Genomic DNA, 23,550 nt, shown 5'->3' on the forward strand with positions numbered 1-23,550 from the left:
AACATGAAAACCCTAAAGTTTAAGCTATACAGTCACAAGCGGAATAGATACCTCAAGCGGATGATTAACGCTTCTGGGGTAATCTACAACCATTGTATTGCTCTCCACAAACGATATTATCGAATGTGGGGTAAGCATTTGAACTGCGCTAAACTTCAGGCTCATATTGCCAAACTGCGGAAACGCAAAGAGTTCTGGCAATTAGTCGGTTCTCAAGCAGTCCAAGATATATGTCAACGCATTGAGAAAGCCTACCAACTGTTTTTTAAGCATCATAAAAAAGGAGTTAGACCACCGGGATTTAAAAAAGTTAAAAAATACAAGTCTTTCACACTGAAGCAAGCTGGTTATAAGTTTTTGGGTGGTAATCGGATAAAAATTGGGAACAAAGTCTATCAGTATTGGAACTCTAAGGAGATACAGGGAACGGTTAAAACTTTGACCATCAAGCGAACGCCATTAGGGGAGTTGTTTATGGTTGTAGTTGTTGACAGTGTTGATGAACTAGGAATCAAATCAAGCACAGGTAAAATTGGTGGGTTTGACTTCGGTTTAAAAACATTCCTCACTTGCTCTAACGGTTCTAAGATTGAGTCACCCCAGTTTTTTAAGACTTCACTCAACCATATCCGTAAAGCTTCAAAGCAGCATTCTACAAAGCTAAAAGGCTCAGCTAACCGAGAACGAGCCAGGAAACACCTAGTCCGCAGACATGAAGACGTTGTAAACCGTAGACGTGACTGGTTTTGGAAACAAGCTCACGACCTTACAGATAAATTTGATGTTTTGTGTTTCGAGACGTTGAACCTCAAGGGAATGCAGCGTCTTTGGGGGCGCAAAATTTCTGATTTAGCGTTAGGAGAGTTTCTTCAAATCCTAGAATGGGTTGCCAAGAAAAAAGGCAAGTTTGTTATCTACATTGACCGTTGGTATCCCAGCTCTAAAACCTGCTCTTGTTGCGGACATATTTTGGATGAACTGGACTTAGATACAAGAAGATGGCGTTGTCCGTCGTGCCATTCGGTGAACGACCGGGATGAGAACGCCGCCAAGAATATTCAAGCAGTCGGGGCATCGACTGTCCAGTTAGGTGATGTTAGACAGTCTCAGACTGCAATCACTGTTTGAGCTGAGAATCCCCGCTCATAAGAGGACGGGGAGTATGTCAAGAAGTAGAAATTTCCTGTCGTCTGGAATTGTTTGGGAATATTGCCCATGTTTTTAGTACATTTGATGCCCGCTACAAGGCAGACGATCCGACACCCCTGGCGCGTGGCATCAATAGTATTCAACTGCTCAAAAATGGCGATCGCTGGTTGGTTATCTCCCTATTATGGGACGAGGAGCGCAGCGATCGCCCAATTCCAGCCGAGTACCTTCCTGAAGGCATCGCTTGAACCGAAAGCGCCCAAGTTTTACACCAGCACAAATTTGTCGTGATTTTTTGCCGGATTTGCCTGGGGAATGGCGAGTATTAGATTAAAGGAATTGGGCGATCCTCTATCTATCTGAAGGAACATACTGCTCTACAAAAGCGTCTCAGAATTTGGCAGAACTGCAAGCAAAAGGAATTCTCCAACAGCAGCGCCAATCGGAAGCAAAAATTAAAGCGCTAACGGGTACAGTACCTCCAACAGGAGAGAAGGCATGGCGAACTGATGTGAGTAAATCTCCTTTCGTAGGTATCCCCTTAGGGGAAAGTTTTGCTTTTATTAGGCTCTTTGAAAAGTAAAGCAGCAAATTTTAAACTTCGAGGTAAAGAGAAATGCTCAACAGATTCAAACCAGTTCTTTTAACAGCGCTCCTCGTTGCCGTTGCCAGCCCTACTATAATTCCCCAACAGGTACAGGCGCAAAGCCTGGATCGCCGCTACTACGGGCAAATTGAGCAACTTTTAGAGCGGATAGAAACGAGAACAGATAGTTTTCGCAATCTCATCGACCAAGCGCTAGATCGCAGCCGTATGGATGGTTCCAGCAGAGAAGATAACATCAACGAGTACATCAGAAATTTTGAAGAAGCGACAAATCGGCTGCGCGATCGCTACAACAGACGACAAGTTGCTTCCAGTGATGTTCGGGAAGTGCTAAACAGGGCAGCTAGAATAGATGAATTTATGCAGCGCAGACGTTTGGGAGGTGACGCTGAACGCGAGTGGGCGAGCCTGCGTCGGGACTTGGCGCAACTAGATCGCATCGCCCCAGGAACGACCACACCAGGAGGCGATCGTCGATCCTACAATGGGCAAGTGCAGCAACTGGTAAACAACATAGAAAGAAACGCCAATCGGTTTCGCAATAGCCTCGACCAAGCACTAGACCGCACTCGTCTGGATGGTTCCAACCGCGAAGACCAAATTAACCAGTATGCCAAAAATTTTGAAAGTGCGACAAATCGGCTGCGCGATCGCTACAACGATCGTCAAGCTGCTACCTCTGATGTCCAGCAAGTGCTAACTAGCGCATATCAAATAAATACTTTCATGCAGCGCCGACGTTTGGGCGGTCAGGCGGAAAGCGACTGGGCAATGTTGCGCCGAGACTTGAATGAACTAGAGCGGGTTTATTTCAACAGAAGCGGAAGGTTTTAAAAAGGCAATTAGCTAATAGCTAATAGCTAATGGCTAATGGCTAATGGCTAATGGCTAATGGCTAATTGTTAAAAGCTAATGGCTAATTATTAAAAGCCATTAGCTATTAGCAAAAAACCTAATTAAGTATTAGTCTCCGAACGCTCCAAATCCGAGATATTTTCTCTTTGGGCAAGTTGGGCAACCATTGCGATTAATTCAGCTGGCTGCACTGGTTTAGGTAGATGCGTCTGAAAGCCAGCTTCTAGCGATCGCGATCGCTCTTCACCCTTAGCATACCCAGACAGAGCGATCGCTGGAATCGTCTCCCCATGCTCTGCCTCCAAGGATCTGACTTTGCGGATCAACCCATAACCGTCCTCCATCGGCATCCCAATATCGCTCACCAGTACATCTGGTTTCAAATGTTCAAGTGCCTGGAGTGCCTCCTGCACCGATGCCACAGCCGTCACTTGCACCTGATATTCTTCTAGCACTGTAGTCAGAAAATCGCGAGTATCAGTATCGTCATCCACCACCAGTACCTGCAACCCTGTGAGGGAGTGATGGGAGGATGGGGTTATCGGATGCTCGGAATTAGGAGTGGGGGACAAGGTAACTTCCTGTCCCAAGTCTCCCTTGTCTTCCGAAACAACTTCCTTACTTCCAGGGAGTGGCAGATTTACAATAAACGTCGCCCCCTGATCCTCTCCTTCACTCTGGGCAAATACAGTACCGCCTTGCAGTTCCACCAAGTGGCGGACAATCGCCAACCCCAGTCCCAGACCGCCATATCGCCTTGTTGTTGTGCTATCAGCCTGACGGAAGCGATCAAAAATATACGGCAGAAAGTCTGCGCTAATGCCAACGCCGGTGTCGCTTACTTTGATTTGGGCATAGCTGTCTGTTGGCGTTTCCACATTCCAACTTGACAATTTCCTGACGACTGACAGTTCAACTTCGACACGTCCTCCCGCAGGTGTGAACTTAATCGCATTTGAGAGAAGATTCCAGACAACTTGCTGCAAGCGGCTGGGATCGCCGGAGACAATCAGGGGTGTTCTCGATAAATTGTCCCCCTCCTTTAAAGAGCAATCCATTTCAAAATCTAGTTGAATCTCCTTATCAACAGCTGCCAGACGCAACGTATCTATCGCCGCCTCAATAATTGGTATCAGGTTGATTTGGCAAATATTGAGATTCAGTTTGCCTCGAATAATCCGCGAGACATCCAAAATATCCTCGATGAGTTGCGCCTGCAACTTCGCGTTGCGCTCAATCGTTTCCAAAGCACGAGCCGTAGTCTTTTCATCAAATTTCCGACTCCGGAGCAGTTGCGTCCAGCCCAGCATTGAGTTCAGGGGGGTGCGGAGTTCGTGGGAAAGGGTTGCTAAGAACTCGTCTTTTACCCGGTTTGCCGCCTCTGCTTCCTGTCGTGCCACCTGTTCGCGAATAATTTGAGCGCGTGCTTCTTCTGCGGCTTTGCGCTCGGTGATGTCTTCTACTGTGCCAACATAACCGATAAGTTCGCCTTGAGCGGAGAGCATTGGGGATGAGCGGGCATTAACCCAACGCACTATGCCGTCATGAGGCGTTTGTACGCGAAACTCGTTCGAGTATTCCCTGCCTTCATTGGCGCAGGCATACCAACTGCTAAAGACCACCTCGCGGTCATCGGGATGAATTGCGGTAGCCCAACCTTCTCCTAAGCTATCCTCAAGGGTGATGCCATAAATAGCTTGGTAGCGTGGGTTGGTGTAGGTACAGTTACCTTCGATATCTGTTAAGAAAATACCAACAGGCGAGCAAGCACTCAAAGAACGAAATTGCTCTTCACTTTGTCTCAGGTTTGCATTGACGGCTGCAAGTTGTGTAGCTTGTCGTTTTACCTCCTCTGTCTTTTTAAACAGGTCAACAAACACCGCCACCTTGGATAATAATATTTCCGGCTCTAGAGGCTTCAGCAGGTAGTCCACCGCACCAAGAGAATAACCTTTAAACACAAAATTGTCGCTGGTGCTGAATGCTGTTAGGAAAATAATGGGGGTGTAGCGCGACGCTGGGCGTTGTCTAATCAACGTCGCTGTCTCAAATCCATCCATTCCTGGCATCTGGACATCGAGCAAAATCACAGCAAAATCTTGATTTAGTAGACACCTCAAGGCTTGTTCGCCCGATGTGGCTCTTACCAAATTTTGGCCGAGGCTGCCCAGTATTGCCTCTAAAGCCAACAGATTTTCTGGATGATCGTCCACTAAAAGGACATTAACTTTATCTTTGGGCTGCATTTTATAGCGGTGCGTTAAACAAAGGCGGAATTGATAAAATCGCGGTTCTTCTGAGACTGGCAGTATTTAGCATTGGATACCACTATCCAAGGTTACAAACTTCAGGCACAGGAATCCAGAATGTAGAAATAAGAGTTTTACAGTTCTACATTTTTAAATGCAACGCCCTGATACTGTTAGGTGTAGCAAGCCTGCTATTTACTGGACTGCTGGTTGACAAAGTTTGATTAAACACGGGGCAATGTCGTGTATCTGCAAAATCCAGTCTACCTCTACAGATGCGATCGCTGCTTCTGGCATAATACGACTTTCTGCTGTTTCCGGGTCTTGAACTATAGCTAATCCGCCGTGTGCTTTGATTTTCAGCAGTCCCCAAACACCATCCCGACTTGCTCCCGTCAAAATCACCCCGATAACGCGATCGCCATAAGCATCAGCTGCTGACTCAAACAATACATCAATAGACGGTCTTGCATGGGTGACAGGAGCCTCAGTGGAGAGAGCAAAGTGACCTGCTTCCACCAGCAAATGATAATCGGCGGGAGCCAAATATACCCTTCTTGGCTGAATTTCTTGTTTATCTTCCGCCTCTGTCAGCGGCAGAGGGCTATATTGCTGTAGAACGCTGCACAAGGCGTTGTTGGGGTCTTTATGGCGGTGTTGTGCCACAACCACAGCACAGGGGAAATTTTTTGGCAGACCTGCTAGAAGGCAGCTGAGGGCATCTAAACCACCCAACGACGTACCGATGACGACAATTTCAACTGCCATAACTCTTTTCTCGTCTCTGAATTTCCAGCCTTCTAACTGGCAATGCTAAAGTTGCGGCAACTGCCGCAACTTTTATAATTTCTGTCCGCAGGGGGAGGCAGAACCTCCTATAGTTTCATTCCCAGCTAGACACTGGGAACGAGAAGTTACTTTTGCCTTTTCACCGTATCCGTCTGTAAAGCTTCTCATTGCCTTCCAACTCTTCATAGTGTCTTTCGTGAGGAGTTGCTTTGAGTGATTCTTGCCGTCCTAATCCCAAAATTCCAAATCTACCGAGGCTTTCATACAAAAGATTGTGAACCCGCTCTTGAAGCAATTGATTAAAATAAATCAGAACATTTCGGCACAATATAACATTAAATTCATTGAACGAACCATCAATAGCCAGATTATGTTGGGAAAAGATGACATTTTCCTTCAGGGACGAGTTAAAAATAGCGTTATCATAAGCGGCAGTGTAATACTCAGAAAAAGACTTTTTACCGCCAGCATTAATATATTGCTGGGTATATTCTTGCATCATTTGCAAGGGAAAGATTCCAACTTTAGCTTTTCTTAATACCATTTCGTTCATGTCGGTAGCGTAGATTCGGCACCGATGATAAAGCCCTTCTTCTTGCAGCATAATTGCCATAGAATAGACTTCTTCGCCAGTGGAACATCCTGCACACCATATCCGAATAAATGGATAGGTTCGCAATAGCGGTACAACCTTGTGCCTAAATGCTAAATAAAAAGTGGGGTCGCGAAACATAGCAGTAACATTGACGGAGAGATTGAGCAGAAATCTCTCCATACATCCTGGATTGTGGAGTACCTTTTCCTGAAGTGCGGATACGCTAGTTAACTCTTCCTCTCGAATGGTGTTCCAAATACGGCGTTTCAGTGAGGCTGGGGCATAATTTCTGAAATCAAAACCGTAGTACTGATACACACCTTCTAATAGCAACTGAATTTCTATGTCTTCTAGTTCAGTTTGTTTCATGGAGACAAGGCGATCAGCAAGTTGCATAAGGCTAGTATTCCACCTCCTTTATTTTTATAAATGCAAGGATTTCGAGAAAGTCGTTTTTAAGAAAACAACTTTCTCGAAATTATTAAAGTCTAAGTATGGCAGACTCCTAGAAAATAGGTATCTTCCTTAATCCCTAATCCCTTAGCAATAGTAGTTTGCCCACTTATATCCACTGTTCGGGCAATTAGTGGGTATGCGTGGGCAAACATAATCTAATTGCTAGTCCCTTAGAGGATGTTTGAATTATCTATGTGACGCTGAAATCTTGGAGATCCCCCCTAGTCCCCTTTTTAAGGGGTGGAAATCTTCAAAGTCCCCAATTTATCGGGGGATTTAGGGGTATCTCTAACCCATAGCGTTTGAAAAAGCACTTTTCAAACATCCTCTTAGCGATAGAGCCAAACTCGCAGCAGCGAAAGTAATTGCTCCGTATCGACAGGTTTGGTGATGTAGTCGGAGGCGCCTGCTTCGATACACTTCTCGCGATCGCCTTTCATAGCTTTGGCGGTGAGGGCGATCATCGGTAGCGATGCGAATTGGGCGATCTCGCGAATGGCTTTCATCGTCTCGTAACCGTCCATTTCCGGCATCATCACGTCCATGAGAACGATATCAATGTCGGGGGTTTCTTGCAACTTAGCGATACCATCTCTACCGTTTTCAGCATACAAAACCTGCATTTGCTGCTGCTCTAGCATACTTGTCAAGGCGAAGATGTTACGCACATCGTCGTCTACAATCAGGACTTTTTTGCCAGCAAGTACGGGATCGTTCTGATGCAACTGTTCGAGCATTTGGCGCTTGGTTTGAGGCAAGTTAGCCTGGACTCGGTGCAGGAACAAAGCTGTTTCATTAAGGAGACGTTCAGGCGATCGCACGTCTTTGATGATAATTGTATCTGCGATGCGCTTGAGTTCGGTTTCTTGCGCCCTGGTAAGCTCTCTGCCTGTATAAACAATGATTGGCAGCCGATTCATGTTTGGCTCTTGCTTAATCCGTTCAATCAGTTCAAAGCCAGTCATGTCGGGCAATCCCAAATCTAAAACGAGACAGTCAAAGTGTCCGTTTCTCAAGGTTTCCAGCGCTTCCTCACCCGTACCCACAGCAGTTGTAACAACATCACTGTTGCCGATTAACTCTACAATGCTGTGGCGTTGATTTTCGTCGTCTTCTACGACGAGCAAGTTCTTGACTGGACGCTCAACAAAACCTTTAATTTCAGTCAGCGCCTTAGTTATGGCTTCGCTGGACACAGGTTTTTTCAGATAAGCGATCGCTCCCTGTTGCAAACTGCGCTGTTGTCCTTCCTCAACGGAGAGGATATGTACCGGGATGTGCCGAGTTGCCGGATCGTGCTTCAAACGGTCTAGCACCGTCCAGCCATCCATGATTGGCAACCGGATATCCAGCATAATCGCGTCTGGCTGATAGTGTCGCACCATTGCCAGACCTGTATCGCTTCGCAAGGCTACCAGACCTTTGAAACCTTGCTCTCGTGCCATATCTAACATGATCCGCGCAAAGTTGACATCATCTTCGATGATTAGCAGGATGCGATCGCCTTGTTCAATATTCTCTCGGTCATCAGCGATCGCTGACGGCGACTGCACATAAGCCCTGCCTTCGTCAATAGGCATCGGGTTAGAGACAATAGAACCGTCCTGTTGAGACGAGGCTGGGGGAACCGGGCTTGCTGGTATGGCAGGCAATGAAATCCGACTTGGCGCTGCGTTAAGCATAATAGCTGGCGCTTGCCTACTCGTACTGCTGCCGTCTTCTGCGTTGCCGTGGTAAGTTTGGGGTAAATATAGAGTAAACGTGCTTCCCTGACCGGGACTGCTTACCAGGCGAATTTCTCCGCCCAGCAGTCGGGCAATTTCTCGGCTGATAGATAAGCCTAGTCCCGTACCGCCGTATTTGCGGCTGGTGGTGCCATCAGCTTGCTGAAACGCCTCAAAAATTATTTTCTGCTTACCCGGCTCAATGCCAATGCCCGTATCCCTGACTGCAAAAGCGATCACAGCTTGAGCGCGGTTTAATTCTACTTGGTCTTTATTCCATCCACCTGTCGCCACCTGCACTTGCAATCGTACTTCCCCTCTGTCGGTAAATTTAAAGGCATTGGAAAGCAGATTTTTCAGGACTTGTTGTAAACGTTTCGCGTCGGTATACATCGCCCTTGGCAGAGCTGACTCAAAGTCTAAGACAAAATCGAGTCCTTTGTCGTGGGCTACTTGCCCGAATGTGCGTTCCATCTGGCTTCGTAATTCGGCAAATAACATCTGGTCAACATCAACTGACATAGTTCCAGATTCAATTTTTGCCAGATCCAGAATGTCATTAATCAGACCTAATAAATCAGTACCTGCTGAATGAATTGTACGGCTGTATTCAACTTGCTTGCCTGTCAAGTTGCCGTCACTGTTATCAGAAAGCAGTCTGGCTAATATCAACAAACTATTGAGTGGTGTCCGCAGTTCGTGGGACATATTTGCCAGAAACTCTGATTTATATTTGGAAGTAAGCGCCAGTTGTTCAGCTTTCTCCTCCACAGACTGCCTTGCTTGTTCAATCTCCTGATTTTTGCGTTCAACTTCTCGGTTTTGGCGTGCCAACAAGCGCGATCGCTCTTCCAACTCCTCATTAGTTTGTTGCAACTGTTCCTGCTGTCTTTTCAGCAGTTCTTCCGATGCTTGCAGCGATTTCGCTTGTTGTTCCAGTCGCTTATTAGTATCAGTTAGTTCTTTTTGCTGAGTTTGCAGTTCTTCTGCCAGAGATTGCGATTGTTTGAGCAATTCTTCTGTTCTCATCGAAGCAGCGATCGTGTTCAACACAATGGCAATACTTTCAGTGAGTTGATCGAAGAAAGTCAGGTGAATTTCGCTAAATCTTCGGAAAGAGGCAAGTTCAATAACTGCTGTAACTTGTCCTTCAAACAAAACTGGTAAAACAACGACATTAATTGGGGTAGATTCCCCTAAGCCAGAGCTAATCTTGATGTAATTGTCTGGTACTTCGGTGAGCAGAATCCGTTCTTTTTCTATGGCGCATTGTCCCACCAAACCTTCACCCAGATGGAAACGATTTGCTAGATGCTTGCGTTCCCGGTAGGCGTAGGTACTCAGAAGTTTTAGATAAATCTGATGGTCGATAGATCCTTCCATCAAGTAAAATACGCCGTGTTGCGCGGAAACCAAAGGTGCGAGTTCCGACAAAATCAGTTTGGAGACAGTCTCCAAATCTCGCTGACCTTGTAACATTCGGGTAAACTTGGCTAAGTTGGTCTTCAACCAATCTTGCTCAGTATTTTTCTGCGTAGTCTCCCGCAGGTTAGCGATCATCTGGTTGATGTTATCTTTGAGGACTGCCACCTCGCCTTCCGCTTGGACGTTAATCGTGCGGGTCAAATCTCCCTTAGTCACGGCGGTAGCAATTTCAGCAATTGTCCGGATCTGGGTTGTCAGATTCGCCGCCAGTTCGTTCACGTTATCTGTCAGCGCCCGCCAAGTGCCAGCAGCCCCCGGAACCTTCGCCTGACCTCCCAGTTTACCTTCAATTCCCACCTCACGCGCCACGGTGGTAACTTGCTCAGCAAAGGTTGCCAGGGTGTCGATCATCTCGTTGATCGTATCAGCTAAGGTTTCAATTTCTCCCTTCGCCTCTAGCATCAGTTTTCGCTTCAAGTCGCCATTGGCTACCGCCGTCACGACTTTGGCAATACCGCGCACCTGCGCGGTTAAGTTACCCGCCATTGAGTTTACGTTGTCGGTCAAGTCTTTCCAGGTTCCAGCAACGCCGCGCACCTCTGCTTGACCGCCTAATTTCCCTTCCGTTCCCACCTCACGCGCCACTCTGGTGACTTCTGAGGCGAAGGACGAAAGCTGATCCACCATCACGTTGATCGTGTCTTTGAGATCCAAAATCTCGCCTTTGACATCAACAGTGATTTTCTTGGAAAGGTCGCCGTTAGCAACAGCTTTGGTAACTTCGGCAATATTTCGCACTTGCGCTGTCAAGTTACCCGCCATTGAGTTTACGTTGTCGGTTAAATCTTTCCAAGTTCCGGCGACACCCCGGACGTAAGCTTGTACTCCTAATTTACCTTCCGAACCGACTTCGCGGGCAACCCGCGTTACTTCACTAGCAAAAGAGTTGAGTTGATCCACCATTGTATTAATGGTGTTTTTCAACTCTAAAATTTCGCCTTTGACATCTACGGTAATTTTTTTGGAAAGGTCGCCATTAGCAACAGCTGTGGTAACTTCGGCGATATTTCGCACCTGCGCTGTCAAACTTCCCGCCATGAAGTTCACGCTGTCGGTCAAGTCCTTCCAAGTTCCGGCGACACCACGCACTTCGGCTTGTACGCCTAACTTACCTTCAGTTCCCACCTCTCGCGCCACCCGCGTTACTTCCGAGGCGAAGGAGTTGAGTTGATCCACCATCGTGTTGACGGTGTTTTTCAGTTCTAAAATTTCACCTTTGACATCTACGGTGATTTTCTTCGACAAGTCGCCGTTAGCTACCGCCGTCGTGACGGCGGCGATGTTCCGCACTTGCGCTGTCAAACTTCCCGCCATGAAGTTCACGCTGTCGGTTAAATCTTTCCAGGTTCCCGCTACACCCCGGACATCAGCTTGGACACCCAGTTTACCTTCTGAACCCACCTCACGGGCAACTCTGGTGACTTCCGAGGCAAAAGACGAAAGCTGATCCACCATGATATTAATGGTGTTTTTCAGTTCTAGAATTTCGCCTTTAACTTGGACAGTAATTTTTTTAGAGAGGTCGCCGTTAGCGATCGCAGTCGCCACTTCCGCAATATTTCGCACTTGTTCCGTCAGGTTCCCCGCCATCGAGTTCACGCTGTCGGTCAAGTCTTTCCAGGTTCCCGCTACACCGCGCACTTCTGCTTGTACGCCCAGCTTACCTTCCGAACCCACCTCACGGGCAACTCTGGTGACTTCCGAGGCAAAGGACGAAAGTTGATCCACCATGATATTAATGGTGTTTTTCAGCTCTAAAATTTCGCCTTTGACATCTACGGTAATTTTCTTCGACAAGTCGCCATTCGCCACCGCCGTCGTCACTTCGGCAATATTCCGCACCTGCGCTGTCAAGTTACCCGCCATCGAGTTAACACTGTCGGTCAAGTCCTTCCAAGTTCCCGCCACACCGCGCACTTCTGCTTGTACGCCTAACTTACCTTCCGTTCCCACCTCTCGCGCCACTCTGGTGACTTCCGAGGCGAAGGAATTGAGTTGATCCACCATCGTATTGACGGTGTTTTTTAACTCCAGAATTTCCCCGCGCACATCGACGGTAATTTTCTTGGAAAGGTCGCCATTAGCAACAGCTGTGGTAACTTCGGCAATATTTCGCACCTGCGCTGTCAAACTTCCCGCCATGAAGTTCACACTGTCGGTCAAGTCCTTCCAAGTTCCTGCTACACCCTTGACTTCAGCTTGACCTCCCAGCTTCCCGTCTGCGCCTACCTCTCGCGCCACCCGCGTTACTTCCGAGGCAAAAGACGAAAGCTGATCCACCATGATGTTAACGGTGTTTTTCAGCTCTAAAATTTCACCTTTGACATCTACAGTAATTTTCTTAGAAAGGTCGCCATTAGCAACAGCCGTGGTAACTTCGGCAATATTTCGCACCTGCGCTGTCAAGTTCCCCGCCATCAAGTTTACAGAGTCGGTAAGATCCTTCCAGGTGCCAGCAACTCCACCAACTTCGGCTTGTACGCCTAACTTACCTTCCGTTCCCACCTCTCGCGCCACTCTGGTGACTTCCGAGGCAAAGGAATTGAGTTGATCCACCATCGTATTGACGGTGTTTTTCAACTCCAAAATTTCGCCTTTGACATCTACGGTGATTTTCTTGGAAAGGTCGCCATTAGCAACAGCTGTAGTAACTTCGGCAATATTCCGCACCTGCGCTGTCAAACTTCCCGCCATGAAGTTCACGCTGTCGGTCAAGTCCTTCCAAGTTCCGGCTACACCTCTAACTTCTGCCTGACCGCCCAGTTTCCCGTCTGCACCTACCTCTCGCGCCACCCGCGTCACTTCCGAGGCAAAGGAATTCAACTGATCCACCATCACGTTGATGGTGTCTTTCAAATCCAAAATTTCGCCTTTGACATCTACGGTAATTTTCTTGGAAAGGTCGCCATTAGCAACAGCCGTGGTAACTTCGGCAATGTTCCGCACCTGCGCTGTCAAGTTACCCGCCATTAAGTTCACCGAGTCCGTCAAATCCTTCCAGGTTCCGGCTACACCTCTAACTTCTGCCTGACCGCCTAGTTTACCTTCCGTTCCTACTTCTCGCGCCACCCGCGTTACTTCACTAGCAAAGGAGTTTAGCTGATCCACCATGACGTTGACGGTGTTTTTCAGTTCTAAAATTTCCCCTTTCACATCTACGGTGATTTTCTTGGAAAGGTCGCCGTTAGCAACAGCTGTGGTAACTTCGGCAATATTCCGCACCTGCGCTGTCAAGTTACCCGCCATTAAGTTTACGTTGTCGGTTAAATCCTTCCAAGTTCCGGCAACGCCCTTAACTTCTGCTTGAACGCCCAGCTTACCTTCTGTCCCCACCTCACGCGCCACCCGCGTTACTTCCGAGGCGAAGGACGAAAGCTGATCCACCATCGTGTTGACGACTTGCGCGGTTTGCAGAAATTCACCCTTGAGGGGTCTGTTTTCAATTTCCGTCGCTATTCTCTGAGATAGGTCGCCATTGGCAACTGCCCGGATCACACGAGCAGTTTCAGCTGTAGGTTGAACTAAATCTGTAATCAGTGTATTGACCGATTCAACACTCTTCTCCCAGGAACCGCCTGCGCTTCCCAAGGAGGCACGTTCGGAGATTTTGCCTTCTTTCCCCACAATGGTGCTAATTCGCTCTAATTCGGCTGCCATCCTCTGGTTCAGCTCAATAACGTCGTTGAGGGTATCGGCTATTTTCCCGGCTATGCCAGTCTGGTCGATAGGCATCCGAACAGAAAAGTCACCTTTTTTTACAGCTGCTAGGGTTTTGAGTAGTTGTCTTTCGTCGAGATTATCTGTATCGGTGGGTGCCTGTGCAGTTGGCATAGCTTTATTCTTTAAAGGATGTTTACTAATTGCGGTAGCCGAATATTAAGTCGCAGGTGCTGTCATCTCAATGATGATTCTGCCTTATAGAGACATCTGTTGACATCTTTTCTTTTGTGTTTCCCCACAGAACTTAACCCCCAACCCCTTCCTTTGCACTTGGTGGGTTAGGAAGCCAGCGCCTTGCGGGGGTTCACCCTGGTATGGCGATTGGCGTGGAGGAGTCAGAGTGTAGTGCATCAAACTGATTTTTTATATAAGTGACGACCGCCTCACTTGTATAGCATTCCCTGCTCTGACCTGGGAACGAGAGATGGTACGATGAGCGATCGCTTAACGCTTGTGAGCTACGGGGGATTCGTACTCGACCCGAAACACGTTCGCGTAGAGGTTCGCCAAAATCTGCTTTCCCTCTTGCGTCACGTCCAAGAAATCCAACCCTGTTTGAATGTAGGGAAAAACAACATTCCAATAAAACTTTGGGTAGTTTCTCCGCAAGTCGCCTGGGTTGCAGTAGCCTAAGTCTTTGTTCACTCCTGTTTCTTCAAATTCGTAGAACAAGGCACTAATTTTTTGCAAGTAGCGCGGATCGCTCATTTGCCCGATTAAATCGGCGGCGCGAATTAATCCGGGAAAGTTTGTTGTGTCTTGATGATCTTCGTCTGCTGGCACAGGAAAACGGGTTAATTCGATATTGCGCTTAATCACTTCGGCATCAATTAGTTTGTGACCGCCAAAGCGCTCTTCAATAAACTGTTTTCCCCGATCCACATGGTAAGGTGTGAGGCTGGCATCGGTTAAACCTGGAGGTAGGGAAACCATTGTGCCGTTTACACCTGTGGCATACAGTCTTTCACTGTTTCGGTCAGCCAGACAAACGCCTTTAACGTACCCGATATCGTGGCACAACAAAGAAATGATGGCGTGCAACCAATCTTCGCAGTACACTCTACCTTCGCGAATTTGCTTCCCCCGCAAAACTTCCTGTCCCACTAATGTGACGTAAATTGTGTGTTCGACGTTGTGATAAAGGGCATCGCTGTTGGCAATGTTTTCCAGCGCCATGTTTCCAGCCCAAGCGATGATGTCGGCGTAGTCTGGTTTGAGTCCGCCGTAAGTGCGGCGGTAGCCAGCCCGCAGGCATTCAACGAAGGTATCAATCATCACTGTGGTGGGATTAAACATCTCTATTACCCTGACAAAAATTCTGCGAAGTAATAAATAAAATTAATGAAGTCAGTTGTGATAATTCTAATTTGACAATCATAATTATTTGGATAAATACATTATATTAATTATGTATTATTTCTAAAAGTAAAACCGGGTGAATTGGAAACTTATATCAGTAGTTTCACTTATGTTTCATTAGATAGCAACCAGGAAAGCTCAGAAATTTTGAGTATTTTTTCTAAGTTGAGCTGACGACAAGTAACTATGCGCGATCGCTTATTCTTGTGTGCAAAGTACGCGATCGCTCTCTAATATGCCCTTCTAGCTGCCGAAAACCCCAGTAAAGCTCAGAAAAACTCCGTAAAAATTCTCTTCTATCAGAAATGTATGATACATAGGGTACAGGGGAAACAGAAAGACAGGGACAGAGGAAGAAAAGAGATTTTTCTTCCCGGCTGGGGAGCGATACTCTTGCCTGCTATCCTAATCATGGCAAGCATTTTACCTGTCTTCCCAGACGGAATATCGGCGGACTGGAACAGTTGCATTTTGTATAATATAGGCTACTACTTAGTTAAACTTTGAAAAAATACTTGATTTTTTCAAACAAAAATTTACACAACCTATGGATGTTAAAGAGGCATTAGAGTTTACAGATAGCTTAATTTGTGCTAGTAACGGAAAATATCTAAATGACCTCGAACGGCAAGTATTTACAGGGTCTTGGGAAGGTAAAACTTATGAAGATATTTACCCTCTTCACCCTCAGTATATAGAAAAAGATGTTGGCTATAAGTTATGGAAAAAGCTGTCAAATGCCTTAGATGAAAAAGTTACAAAAAAGAACTTTAAAGGAGCAATAGAACGCGCCGTTAAGCAGCAGTCACAATCTACAGAAGCGTCAGTAATCATTAACCAAAAATCACCCTCACAAGAAGCAGCGCCTAATTTAAGAGTTTTTATTTCCTATTCGGCTGTTGAGCCTGATCGGAGCCTTGCGGCTCAGTTTTATGAAGCTATAAATGCTGCTGGACACACAGCATTTATGGCTACTGTAGACGCAAATAATTTGGGTAAGTCCTCTGATTTCCCAGAAAATTCACTAGATCGCATTGATACTGAATTGCAACACTGCGACTATTTTTTGTTGCTACTTTCTCCCCAAGCTGCGGTTAGTGAAATGGCACTCGAAGAGTTACGACGGGCTAAAGAGTTGAGTTTTATTCATCATAAGCCAGTTGTGCTACCTATTCGCGTTAATTGTCCCTTAAATTCGTCTTTAAACCACGATTTACGCGGCTATTTGCAGGGAATTGGGCAACTTGAGTGGGAATCCCCGGCTGATACTGCAATTGTGCAAGAAGTCCTGAACCTTTTAGCAAGTAAGGGGGAATGGGGAATGGGAGATTCGGGGGATGGGAGGGCAAAGTATAGAGACATTGCATACAACGTCTCTACAATCCAAAATCACGCGATGTTTTGGGAAGAATCAATCTCCCCAAAAATCGCTTCACAATCGACAATCCCCTCCCCTTTACCAGTAGCAGAACCAGAGTTACCAAGCGGTCAAGTACGTTTGGCTTCGGCTTTTTATGTGGAAAGAGTTCCCTATGAAGCTCAGTGTTACAAGGAAATTTTGCAACCAGGGGCGCTGATTAGGATTAAAGCACCGAGACAGATGGGGAAAACTTCCCTGATGGCGAGGATTTTGTATCAGGCAAAAGAGCAGGGATATCGCACAGTTCCGTTGAGTTTTCAACACGCAGATACAGCAGTTTTTACAAATTTGAATCAACTATTAAAGTGGTTTTGCGCGAGAATTTCTCGAAAGCTGCGGCTACCACATCAAGTTGATGATTATTGGTCTGATACTTATGGCAGTAAGGATAATTGTACTGCTTATTTTGAAGATTGTTTGTTGTCAGGAACCGAGAGTCCCCTGGTGTTAGGTTTGGATGAGGTAGATCGGGTTTTTCAATATCCGAAAATTGCCGATGACTTTTTTGGGTTGCTACGTGCTTGGTATGAGGAAGCTGGATATGGTGGAGGCGATAGCGATCGCTGGCAACAATTGCGCCTAGTTGTAGTACACTCAACGGAAGTTTATATCCCTCTGAATGTCAATCAATCGCCGTTTAACGTAGGATTGCCAATTGAGTTGCCAGATTTTAGCCCGGAACAGGTGCAAGATTTAACTCAGCGTCATGGACTGAATGGGAATGCAAGCCAGATTAAACAATTGATGACGCTGGTGGGCGGACATCCCTATCTAGTGCGGCTGGCTCTTTATCATATCGCGCAGCAGACGATTACGATGGAGCAATTGTTAGAAACTGCTCCCACAGAGGCGGGACTTTATGATGACCATTTGCGAAGACATTTGTGGAATTTGCAACAACATAGAGAGTTAGCTGCTGCTTTCGCTAAGGTGGTGACAGCTGATGTACCCGTAGAATTGGAGTCAGTGACAGCATTTAAGTTGCACAGTATGGGGCTAGTACAATTGCAGGGTAACTATGTCACGCCACGCTTCGATTTATATCGGCAATATTTTAGCGATCGCTTGGGAAAATTTTAGATACTAGAGAGAACTTGACACAATTGTTGCTAGAGGTCAGAAAATGCCTTCTCCATTTCCAGGGGTAGATCCATACTTAGAAAATCCTGAATTGTGGGCTGAGGTACATCATCGGTTAATTACTGCGATCGCTGATGCTATAGCACCCTCTCTCCGTCCTAAATATCGAGTAGCAATTGAAAAGCGAATTTATTTAAGCGATGTAAAAGATAGCGACTTGGTAATGATTCCTGATGTGACGGTATTCTCTAACCCAAATGCCACCCAATCTCAATCAACCGCAACGCTTACCTCCCCCCGCGAACCAATAACAGTAACAGTACCAATTCCCGAAGAAACCAGGGAAGGCTACCTAGAAATTAGAGAAGTAAAAACGGGTGACGTAATCACGGTTATAGAAATCCTTTCCCCTAAAAATAAAGGTGCAGGAGTTGGGCGAAAAGTGTATGAAGCTAAGCGACAACAAGTTTTAACAAGTGCCTCCCATTTAGTAGAAATTGATCTACTTAGAAGAGGAAAACCTATGCCTATCGAGAGTCATATTCAGGCGGATTATCGAATTTTAGTGAGTCAAGCGCATAGACGTCCTGTAGCTCATTTGTATGCCTTTAGTGTACAAGAAGAAATTCCGTCATTCCCCTTACCCTTGCAGTCTGGTGATGCAGAAGTGCAACTGGAATTACAAACTTTGTTAAGCGGCGTATATGACCGGGCGGGATTTGATTTAACAGTGGATTATACTCAGCCTGCGATACCACCTTTAAAGGGAGAGAATGCTGTTTGGGCTGATGCGTTGTTGCGAGAAAAAGGATTGCGGTGATGAAGATATGGTGAGCGAACCGACAGGTCGGCGCTAGGCTAACGCCTCGCTTCGCTAACGCTATGGCACTGCGAGCAAAAAGTATTGATCAGTTATTAACTATTTACAAAAAACTCATTTATCAGAAGCATGGTGTTTTCTACCCAATCAGAACCACTTATGAGTCAAAATCCAAGCCTAGGCTATAACTATAAGGTGGGTGGACATTTACCTCTTGATGCTCCTACTTATGTAGTGCGACAGGCAGATTTTGACCTTTATGAAGGACTCAAAGCCGGAGAGTTTTGTTATGTGCTGAATTGTCGGCAGATGGGGAAAACTAGCTTGCGGGTGCGAACGATGCACAAGCTGCAAGCGGAAGGATTTGCCTGTGCAGCGATAGACTTGACGAAAATTGGTAGCCAAGATATTACGCCGGATCAGTGGTATGCAGGAGTGATGCGGCGTTTGGTGACGAGTTTCCAGCTTTCAGACAAGATTAACTTACAGAGTTGGTTGCGCGATCGCGCTTTTCTACCTCCGGTACAGCGCTTGAGTGAATTTATTGAACAAGTGCTGCTAACATCAGTCAGCCAGAAAATTGTTATTTTTATCGACGAAATTGATAACGTCCTCAGCTTAAATTTTAAGACTGATGACTTTTTTGCATTTATCCGCGCCTGCAATGAATACGAACGTCTAACTTTTGCCTTGCTGGGGGTGGCGAGTCCCTCTGATTTGATGCAAGACAAAAATCGTACTCCTTTTAATATTGGTCGTGCAATTGAACTATATGGTTTTCAATTAGACGAAGCGCAGCTTTTAACAGGGGGGTTAGCAGGGAAAATTAGCAATCCTCAAGAAACGCTAAAAGCGGTCTTAGATTGGACGGGAGGACAGCCGTTTCTTACCCAAAAACTTTGCAAATTAGTCCTTCAACAAGCAGAGCAAAACTTATTACCCATTAACCAAATCCCAGACTGGGTTGAGAAATTAGTGCGATCGCGTATCATCGAGAGTTGGGAAGCGATGGATGAACCACCACATCTCAAGACGATACGCGATCGCATTCTCCGAATTGGACAGCGAAGCCGTGCGCTACTGGATATCTATCAGTTAATTTTGCAACGAGATGAATTAGCATTTGACCAAAGTCCAGAACAAATCGAATTGCTACTCTCAGGAGCAATTGTCAAGCGGGAAGGGAAATTAAAGGTTTGTAACCGCATTTATGCCTCTGTATTTAACGAGAGATGGGTGAACAAGGCATTAGCGGATATGCACGCCGACTTTATGCAGATTGTTGCCACCCAAGAACAAAAACTTCTATCTATGCTTAGCGTGATGGAAGGCAAAACATTTAATGATATTCTTTCAGAAATATTAGGTTCTATTACCTTTAAAATGGGCGAACTATTGAGCGTAGATCGCACGACAATTTTCTTTATAGATGAAGAAAAAAGTGAACTTTGGTCAATTATCGCTAGACATGAAGACGGAAATTATCCCGAACTTCAAATTTTGTCAAATAAAGAAACAAAAGGACGGTTAACTTATTTCAAAAAATTTGTCAGCACTCCCTTTAGCTTTTGCGACGACCCCGCTGATTTGGAAGCGGACGAGCCAGACAACAATAAGGGATATCGCACCTACAACGAGTTAATTTTACCATTATTAAATGAGCAGGGAGATTTAGTTGCAGTAGTCCAATTACTGAATAAGTTAAAGCAGCCGAATAATCCGCAAGCTCGCTTAGCAGAAAGAATTGATAAATACGGCTTCACAGAAGCCGATCAAAAACAGTTTGCTGACTATGCTCCGGCAATTCGACGAATTTTGGAAAGATGCCAATATTGTTACAAATTAGCCCAAAGACTACAAGCCTCAGAAGCACTCACAGAAGCAACGCGATCGCTATCTCAAAGCAGCCTCGATTCTGAAGAAGTCCTGGGTCGAGTTATGGATGCGGCAAAGAAACTGATGAATGCCGACCGCAGCACACTTTGGCTAATAGATCGAGAGGCAAATGAACTATGGACAAAAATTCTTTTTGAAGACGGTTCTTTTCAAGAATTGCGAGTCAAAGTAGGGCAAGGTTTTGCTGGCAAAGTTGCCGCATCGGGAGAAACTTTAAATCTTCCCTTCGATTTGTACGATCACCCTGATTCGGAGACAGCCAAAAAAACGGATCAAAAGACGGGTTATCGCACTTGTAGTTTACTCTGTATGCCCGTTTTTAGTCCTGATGGGGAATTATTAGGTGTCACACAATTAGTGAATAAAAAGAAACTAGGTGTGTTTCCAGAATATAACCCAGATAATTGGCCTGAAGCCCCCGAATGCTTCAAGGCTAGTTTTGACGGAAATAGTGAAAAATATATGCAGATTTTTAACTCTCAAGCGGGGGTTGCTCTGCAAAACGCCCAGAAATTTGCCAGCGTCAAAAAAGAGGCAGAATCTCAGCAAAAAAATGTGGTAAGTCAAACTCTGGCGATGCTAAATAGTGTCATGGATAACCAGGGTTTTGATGATATTTTGGATAGCACCTTGCGTTCGATTACTCTAAAGACGGGCAAATCATTGAGTGCCGATCGCACGAGTATTTTTTTATTAGATGAAGATAAAAATGAATTTTGGTCAATTATCGCCGAAGCAGATGGAGATGGTTCTTTAGAAATTCGGATACCTGCTAATAAAGGAATTGTGGGCGAGGTAGCAGCCCGTAAAGAAGTTATCAATATTCCCTTTGATTTCTATGACGATCCTCGCTCTGATGCAGCAAAAGAGCAAGACAAAAAAACTGGTTATCGTACTTATACAATGTTAGCGTTGCCGCTCTTAAATGAGCAGGGTAATTTAGTCGCAGTTATTCAGTTACTCAACAAATTAAAGCGGTTTGGCGACCGGACTGCATCCTTAGCAGAAAGAATCGATCAACAGGGTTTTACGGAAGCAGATGAAGAACGATTTGCGGAAAATGCCCCGATGATTCAAATGATTTTAGAAAGCTTCCGCTCTTATCATAAAACAGCTAGGGGACAACGAGTGGCAGCCGCACTAATGGCAGCAGCTCGTTCTGTGAATCAAAGCAGTTTGGAGCTGGAAGAAATTCTCAAGCGGGTGATGGAAGCAGCCAAGAAACTGATGAATGCCGACCGTAGCACTTTGTGGATTTTAGATCAAAAGGCTGGTGAATTGTGGACGCAGATTCCTTTTGACGATGGTTCGGTAAAGGAATTGCGGGTGAAAGTAGGACAAGGTTATGCTGGCAAAGTTGCCGAATCAGGAGAGGCTTTGAATATTGCTTTCGATTTATATTCTCGCCCTGATTCGGAGACAGCAAAAAAAACCGATCATCAGACGGGTTATCGCACTTGTAGCTTATTATGTATGCCAGTTTTTAGTCCCGATGGCGATTTGATTGGCGTGACTCAATTAGTTAATAAAAGGAAACTGGGCGATTTTCCCGAATATAACCCGGCGGATGGAAGGGAAGCGCCCGATTATTTCCAAGCCAGTTTTGACGAGAGCGATCAAAAATATATGCAAATATTTAATAATCAAGCTGGCGTTATTCTCCAGAATGCGGAACTTTTTGCAGCATTTAAGAAACAAGAGCGATCGCTATTGAGATAACCAGGCAACCTTGTGATACAACACGTCGAAAATCAGTCGATTAGAGGCTTTTGATAAGACACACCCTCTGTTTTTAAAGGGTATGCTACTGTATACACTTCTTGGCGCTTTCAGATTCTCAATTTCTTGCTCTAGAGATTGAATCCGCTCAAACAAAACCCGAATAACTTAAACTTCTATCTCTAGCAGACTGTCACAATTGAGCCAACTAGCTTCCTTTTTGCTGAATTGTGCAACCCCCGAAAGAAGGGGTGTAGCGAATTCCCCAAATCTTCGGGCGAGACAGAGGGGGCGGTTGGGGGGATCTTCGAGGGATGAACATACTTAACCCAACCGTATTGACACTATTACCTTCTCGGATATTCACAATCTACGGTTAACGAGTAGGATTACTTGGGTTTATTTCTTTTGGCCTATAGCTCCGGCAGAATAAGGGTTAAAGAGTTAAAAAATATGTAAAGACCTAAAAATCTATCGGGAAACCGGATATTGAGGTTAAAATACATAAAGCACAGCAGATAACCGTAGTACAGGAAAAAAGCTATTTATAGGCTCACGAGTTTTGGCACGTAGTGCAGAAAACTACGGAGCTTGCGATCGCACTCAGAGCAGATATCGGACATGAAGCTTTAAGGAGTGGAAAATGCGAATTGCTAATAATGTCACGGAATTGGTTGGGAATACGCCTCTGGTTCAGCTGAATCGACTACCCCAAGAACAAGGGTGTCTAGCGAGAATCGTCGTGAAGCTGGAGAGTATGAACCCAGCGGGTTCTGTTAAAGACCGCATTGGTGTGAGCATGATTCAAAAAGCTGAGGAAGCTGGGCTAATTCAGCCTGGTAAAACGGTTTTAATTGAACCAACTTCAGGAAATACTGGAATTGCCTTAGCGATGGTGGCGGCGGCTAAAGGCTACCCTTTGATTTTGGCAATGCCAGATACGATGAGTCTGGAACGGCAGAGAATGCTAAAAGCATATGGTGCCAAACTGGAGCTGACACCTGGAGCTGAAGGGATGAGGGGCGCGATCGCTCGTGCCGAAGAAATTGCTGCGACAACACCTAATTCTTATATGCCGCAACAGTTTCGCAACCCAGCCAATCCCCAAATCCACGCCGAAACAACAGCCGAGGAAATTTGGGCTGATACTGATGGTGAAGTGGATATTCTGGTATCTGGGGTTGGTACTGGTGGCACAATTACTGGTGTTGCTGAGGTAATTAAACAGCGAAAACCGAGTTTTCAGGCCGTTGCTGTGGAACCAATCACCAGTCGCGTTCTCTCTGGAGGTAAGCCGGGAGGTCACAAGATTCAGGGAATTGGGGCTGGGTTTATCCCAGAAGTTCTGCGAAAAGAGCTGATTGATGAAATTGTCACGGTCTCGGATGAGGAGGCGATGTATTATAGTCGGCGGCTGGCTAGGGAAGAGGGGTTGCTCTCAGGTATCTCTACAGGAGCAGCTTTAAGTGCGGCAATTCAGATTGGAAGACGTGTAGAGAATGAAGGCCGTTTGATTGTAATGGTGCAACCGAGTTATGGCGAACGTTACCTAAGTACGCCATTATTCCAAGAACTAGAACACTTGGAGACTGCCTCTGTTCGCTAAACTGGGAATCATGAATTGACA

The 23,550-nt window shown here is 45.8% G+C and carries 13 protein-coding genes; 8 read left to right on the forward strand and 5 right to left on the reverse strand.

The window, feature by feature from the left end:
- Nucleotides 1-3 precede the first annotated feature (3 nt).
- The 4 genes from H6F74_RS07360 to H6F74_RS07375 all read left to right on the forward strand — a co-directional run bounded on the left by H6F74_RS07360 (nt 4) and on the right by H6F74_RS07375 (nt 2,590).
- The gene (locus H6F74_RS07360; protein WP_190438400.1) at nt 4-1,128 is read left to right on the forward strand and encodes an RNA-guided endonuclease TnpB family protein; all 1,125 of its coding nucleotides are present in this window, start codon (nt 4-6) and stop codon (nt 1,126-1,128) included.
- A gap of 68 nt (nt 1,129-1,196) precedes the next feature.
- Complete coding sequence (locus H6F74_RS07365; protein ID WP_190438401.1) at nt 1,197-1,397, forward strand: hypothetical protein; 201 nt, start codon at nt 1,197-1,199, stop codon at nt 1,395-1,397.
- A 149-nt stretch (nt 1,398-1,546) separates the two neighbouring features.
- Entirely contained in the window at nt 1,547-1,732 is a 186-nt protein-coding gene (locus H6F74_RS07370; protein WP_190438404.1) for a hypothetical protein, read from the forward strand.
- 33 nt (nt 1,733-1,765) lie between these two features.
- Entirely contained in the window at nt 1,766-2,590 is an 825-nt protein-coding gene (locus H6F74_RS07375) for a hypothetical protein (RefSeq protein ID WP_190438407.1), read from the forward strand.
- 122 nt (nt 2,591-2,712) lie between these two features.
- Here the strand turns inward: H6F74_RS07375 and H6F74_RS07380 are convergent, their stop codons facing one another.
- The 5 genes from H6F74_RS07380 to H6F74_RS07400 all read right to left on the reverse strand — a co-directional run bounded on the left by H6F74_RS07380 (nt 2,713) and on the right by H6F74_RS07400 (nt 14,925).
- Complete coding sequence (locus H6F74_RS07380) at nt 2,713-4,857, reverse strand: response regulator (protein ID WP_190438410.1); 2,145 nt, start codon at nt 4,855-4,857, stop codon at nt 2,713-2,715.
- Nucleotides 4,858-5,055: 198 nt separating this feature from the next.
- The gene (locus tag H6F74_RS07385) at nt 5,056-5,628 is read right to left on the reverse strand and encodes a chemotaxis protein CheB (protein ID WP_190438413.1); all 573 of its coding nucleotides are present in this window, start codon (nt 5,626-5,628) and stop codon (nt 5,056-5,058) included.
- Nucleotides 5,629-5,788: 160 nt separating this feature from the next.
- Nucleotides 5,789-6,613: a protein-glutamate O-methyltransferase CheR gene (locus tag H6F74_RS07390; RefSeq protein ID WP_190438481.1), complete on the reverse strand. Its 825-nt coding sequence runs from the start codon at nt 6,611-6,613 to the stop codon at nt 5,789-5,791.
- Between the two features lie 416 nt (nt 6,614-7,029).
- Entirely contained in the window at nt 7,030-13,740 is a 6,711-nt protein-coding gene (locus tag H6F74_RS07395) for a HAMP domain-containing protein (RefSeq protein WP_190438416.1), read from the reverse strand.
- A gap of 333 nt (nt 13,741-14,073) precedes the next feature.
- Entirely contained in the window at nt 14,074-14,925 is an 852-nt protein-coding gene (locus tag H6F74_RS07400; protein WP_190438419.1) for an Npun_R2479 family HD domain-containing metalloprotein, read from the reverse strand.
- 610 nt (nt 14,926-15,535) lie between these two features.
- On the opposite strand from H6F74_RS07400, the gene H6F74_RS07405 reads away from it, so the two are divergent.
- From H6F74_RS07405 to cysK, 4 genes are all read left to right on the forward strand, one after another.
- Nucleotides 15,536-17,488 (forward strand): AAA-like domain-containing protein, encoded by a 1,953-nt coding sequence (locus H6F74_RS07405; protein WP_190438422.1) that lies wholly within the window; start codon nt 15,536-15,538, stop codon nt 17,486-17,488.
- Between the two features lie 43 nt (nt 17,489-17,531).
- Nucleotides 17,532-18,308 (forward strand): DUF4058 family protein, encoded by a 777-nt coding sequence (locus H6F74_RS07410; RefSeq protein ID WP_190438425.1) that lies wholly within the window; start codon nt 17,532-17,534, stop codon nt 18,306-18,308.
- A gap of 159 nt (nt 18,309-18,467) precedes the next feature.
- Nucleotides 18,468-21,923 (forward strand): GAF domain-containing protein, encoded by a 3,456-nt coding sequence (locus tag H6F74_RS07415; protein ID WP_190438439.1) that lies wholly within the window; start codon nt 18,468-18,470, stop codon nt 21,921-21,923.
- Nucleotides 21,924-22,566: 643 nt separating this feature from the next.
- Nucleotides 22,567-23,529, forward strand: a complete 963-nt coding sequence (cysK, locus tag H6F74_RS07420) for a cysteine synthase A (protein WP_190438441.1) — start codon at nt 22,567-22,569, stop codon at nt 23,527-23,529.
- Nucleotides 23,530-23,550: the final 21 nt, after the last annotated feature.

The organism is Trichocoleus sp. FACHB-90 (assembly GCF_014695505.1).
In the GTDB taxonomy this organism is placed as follows: domain Bacteria; phylum Cyanobacteriota; class Cyanobacteriia; order Cyanobacteriales; family FACHB-T130; genus Funiculus; species Funiculus sociatus.

What these genes read in the sequence shown, in the direction of transcription:
- H6F74_RS07360 (WP_190438400.1), top strand. Translation starts at nt 4, where the DNA reads ATGAAAACCCTAAAGTTTAAGCTATACAGTCACAAGCGGAATAGATAC.
- H6F74_RS07375 (WP_190438407.1), top strand. Translation starts at nt 1,766, where the DNA reads ATGCTCAACAGATTCAAACCAGTTCTTTTAACAGCGCTCCTCGTTGCC.
- H6F74_RS07380 (WP_190438410.1), bottom strand. Translation starts at nt 4,857, where the DNA reads ATGCAGCCCAAAGATAAAGTTAATGTCCTTTTAGTGGACGATCATCCA.
- H6F74_RS07385 (WP_190438413.1), bottom strand. Translation starts at nt 5,628, where the DNA reads ATGGCAGTTGAAATTGTCGTCATCGGTACGTCGTTGGGTGGTTTAGAT.
- H6F74_RS07390 (WP_190438481.1), bottom strand. Translation starts at nt 6,613, where the DNA reads ATGAAACAAACTGAACTAGAAGACATAGAAATTCAGTTGCTATTAGAA.
- H6F74_RS07395 (WP_190438416.1), bottom strand. Translation starts at nt 13,740, where the DNA reads ATGCCAACTGCACAGGCACCCACCGATACAGATAATCTCGACGAAAGA.
- H6F74_RS07400 (WP_190438419.1), bottom strand. Translation starts at nt 14,925, where the DNA reads ATGTTTAATCCCACCACAGTGATGATTGATACCTTCGTTGAATGCCTG.
- H6F74_RS07405 (WP_190438422.1), top strand. Translation starts at nt 15,536, where the DNA reads ATGGATGTTAAAGAGGCATTAGAGTTTACAGATAGCTTAATTTGTGCT.
- H6F74_RS07410 (WP_190438425.1), top strand. Translation starts at nt 17,532, where the DNA reads ATGCCTTCTCCATTTCCAGGGGTAGATCCATACTTAGAAAATCCTGAA.
- H6F74_RS07415 (WP_190438439.1), top strand. Translation starts at nt 18,468, where the DNA reads ATGAGTCAAAATCCAAGCCTAGGCTATAACTATAAGGTGGGTGGACAT.
- cysK (WP_190438441.1), top strand. Translation starts at nt 22,567, where the DNA reads ATGCGAATTGCTAATAATGTCACGGAATTGGTTGGGAATACGCCTCTG.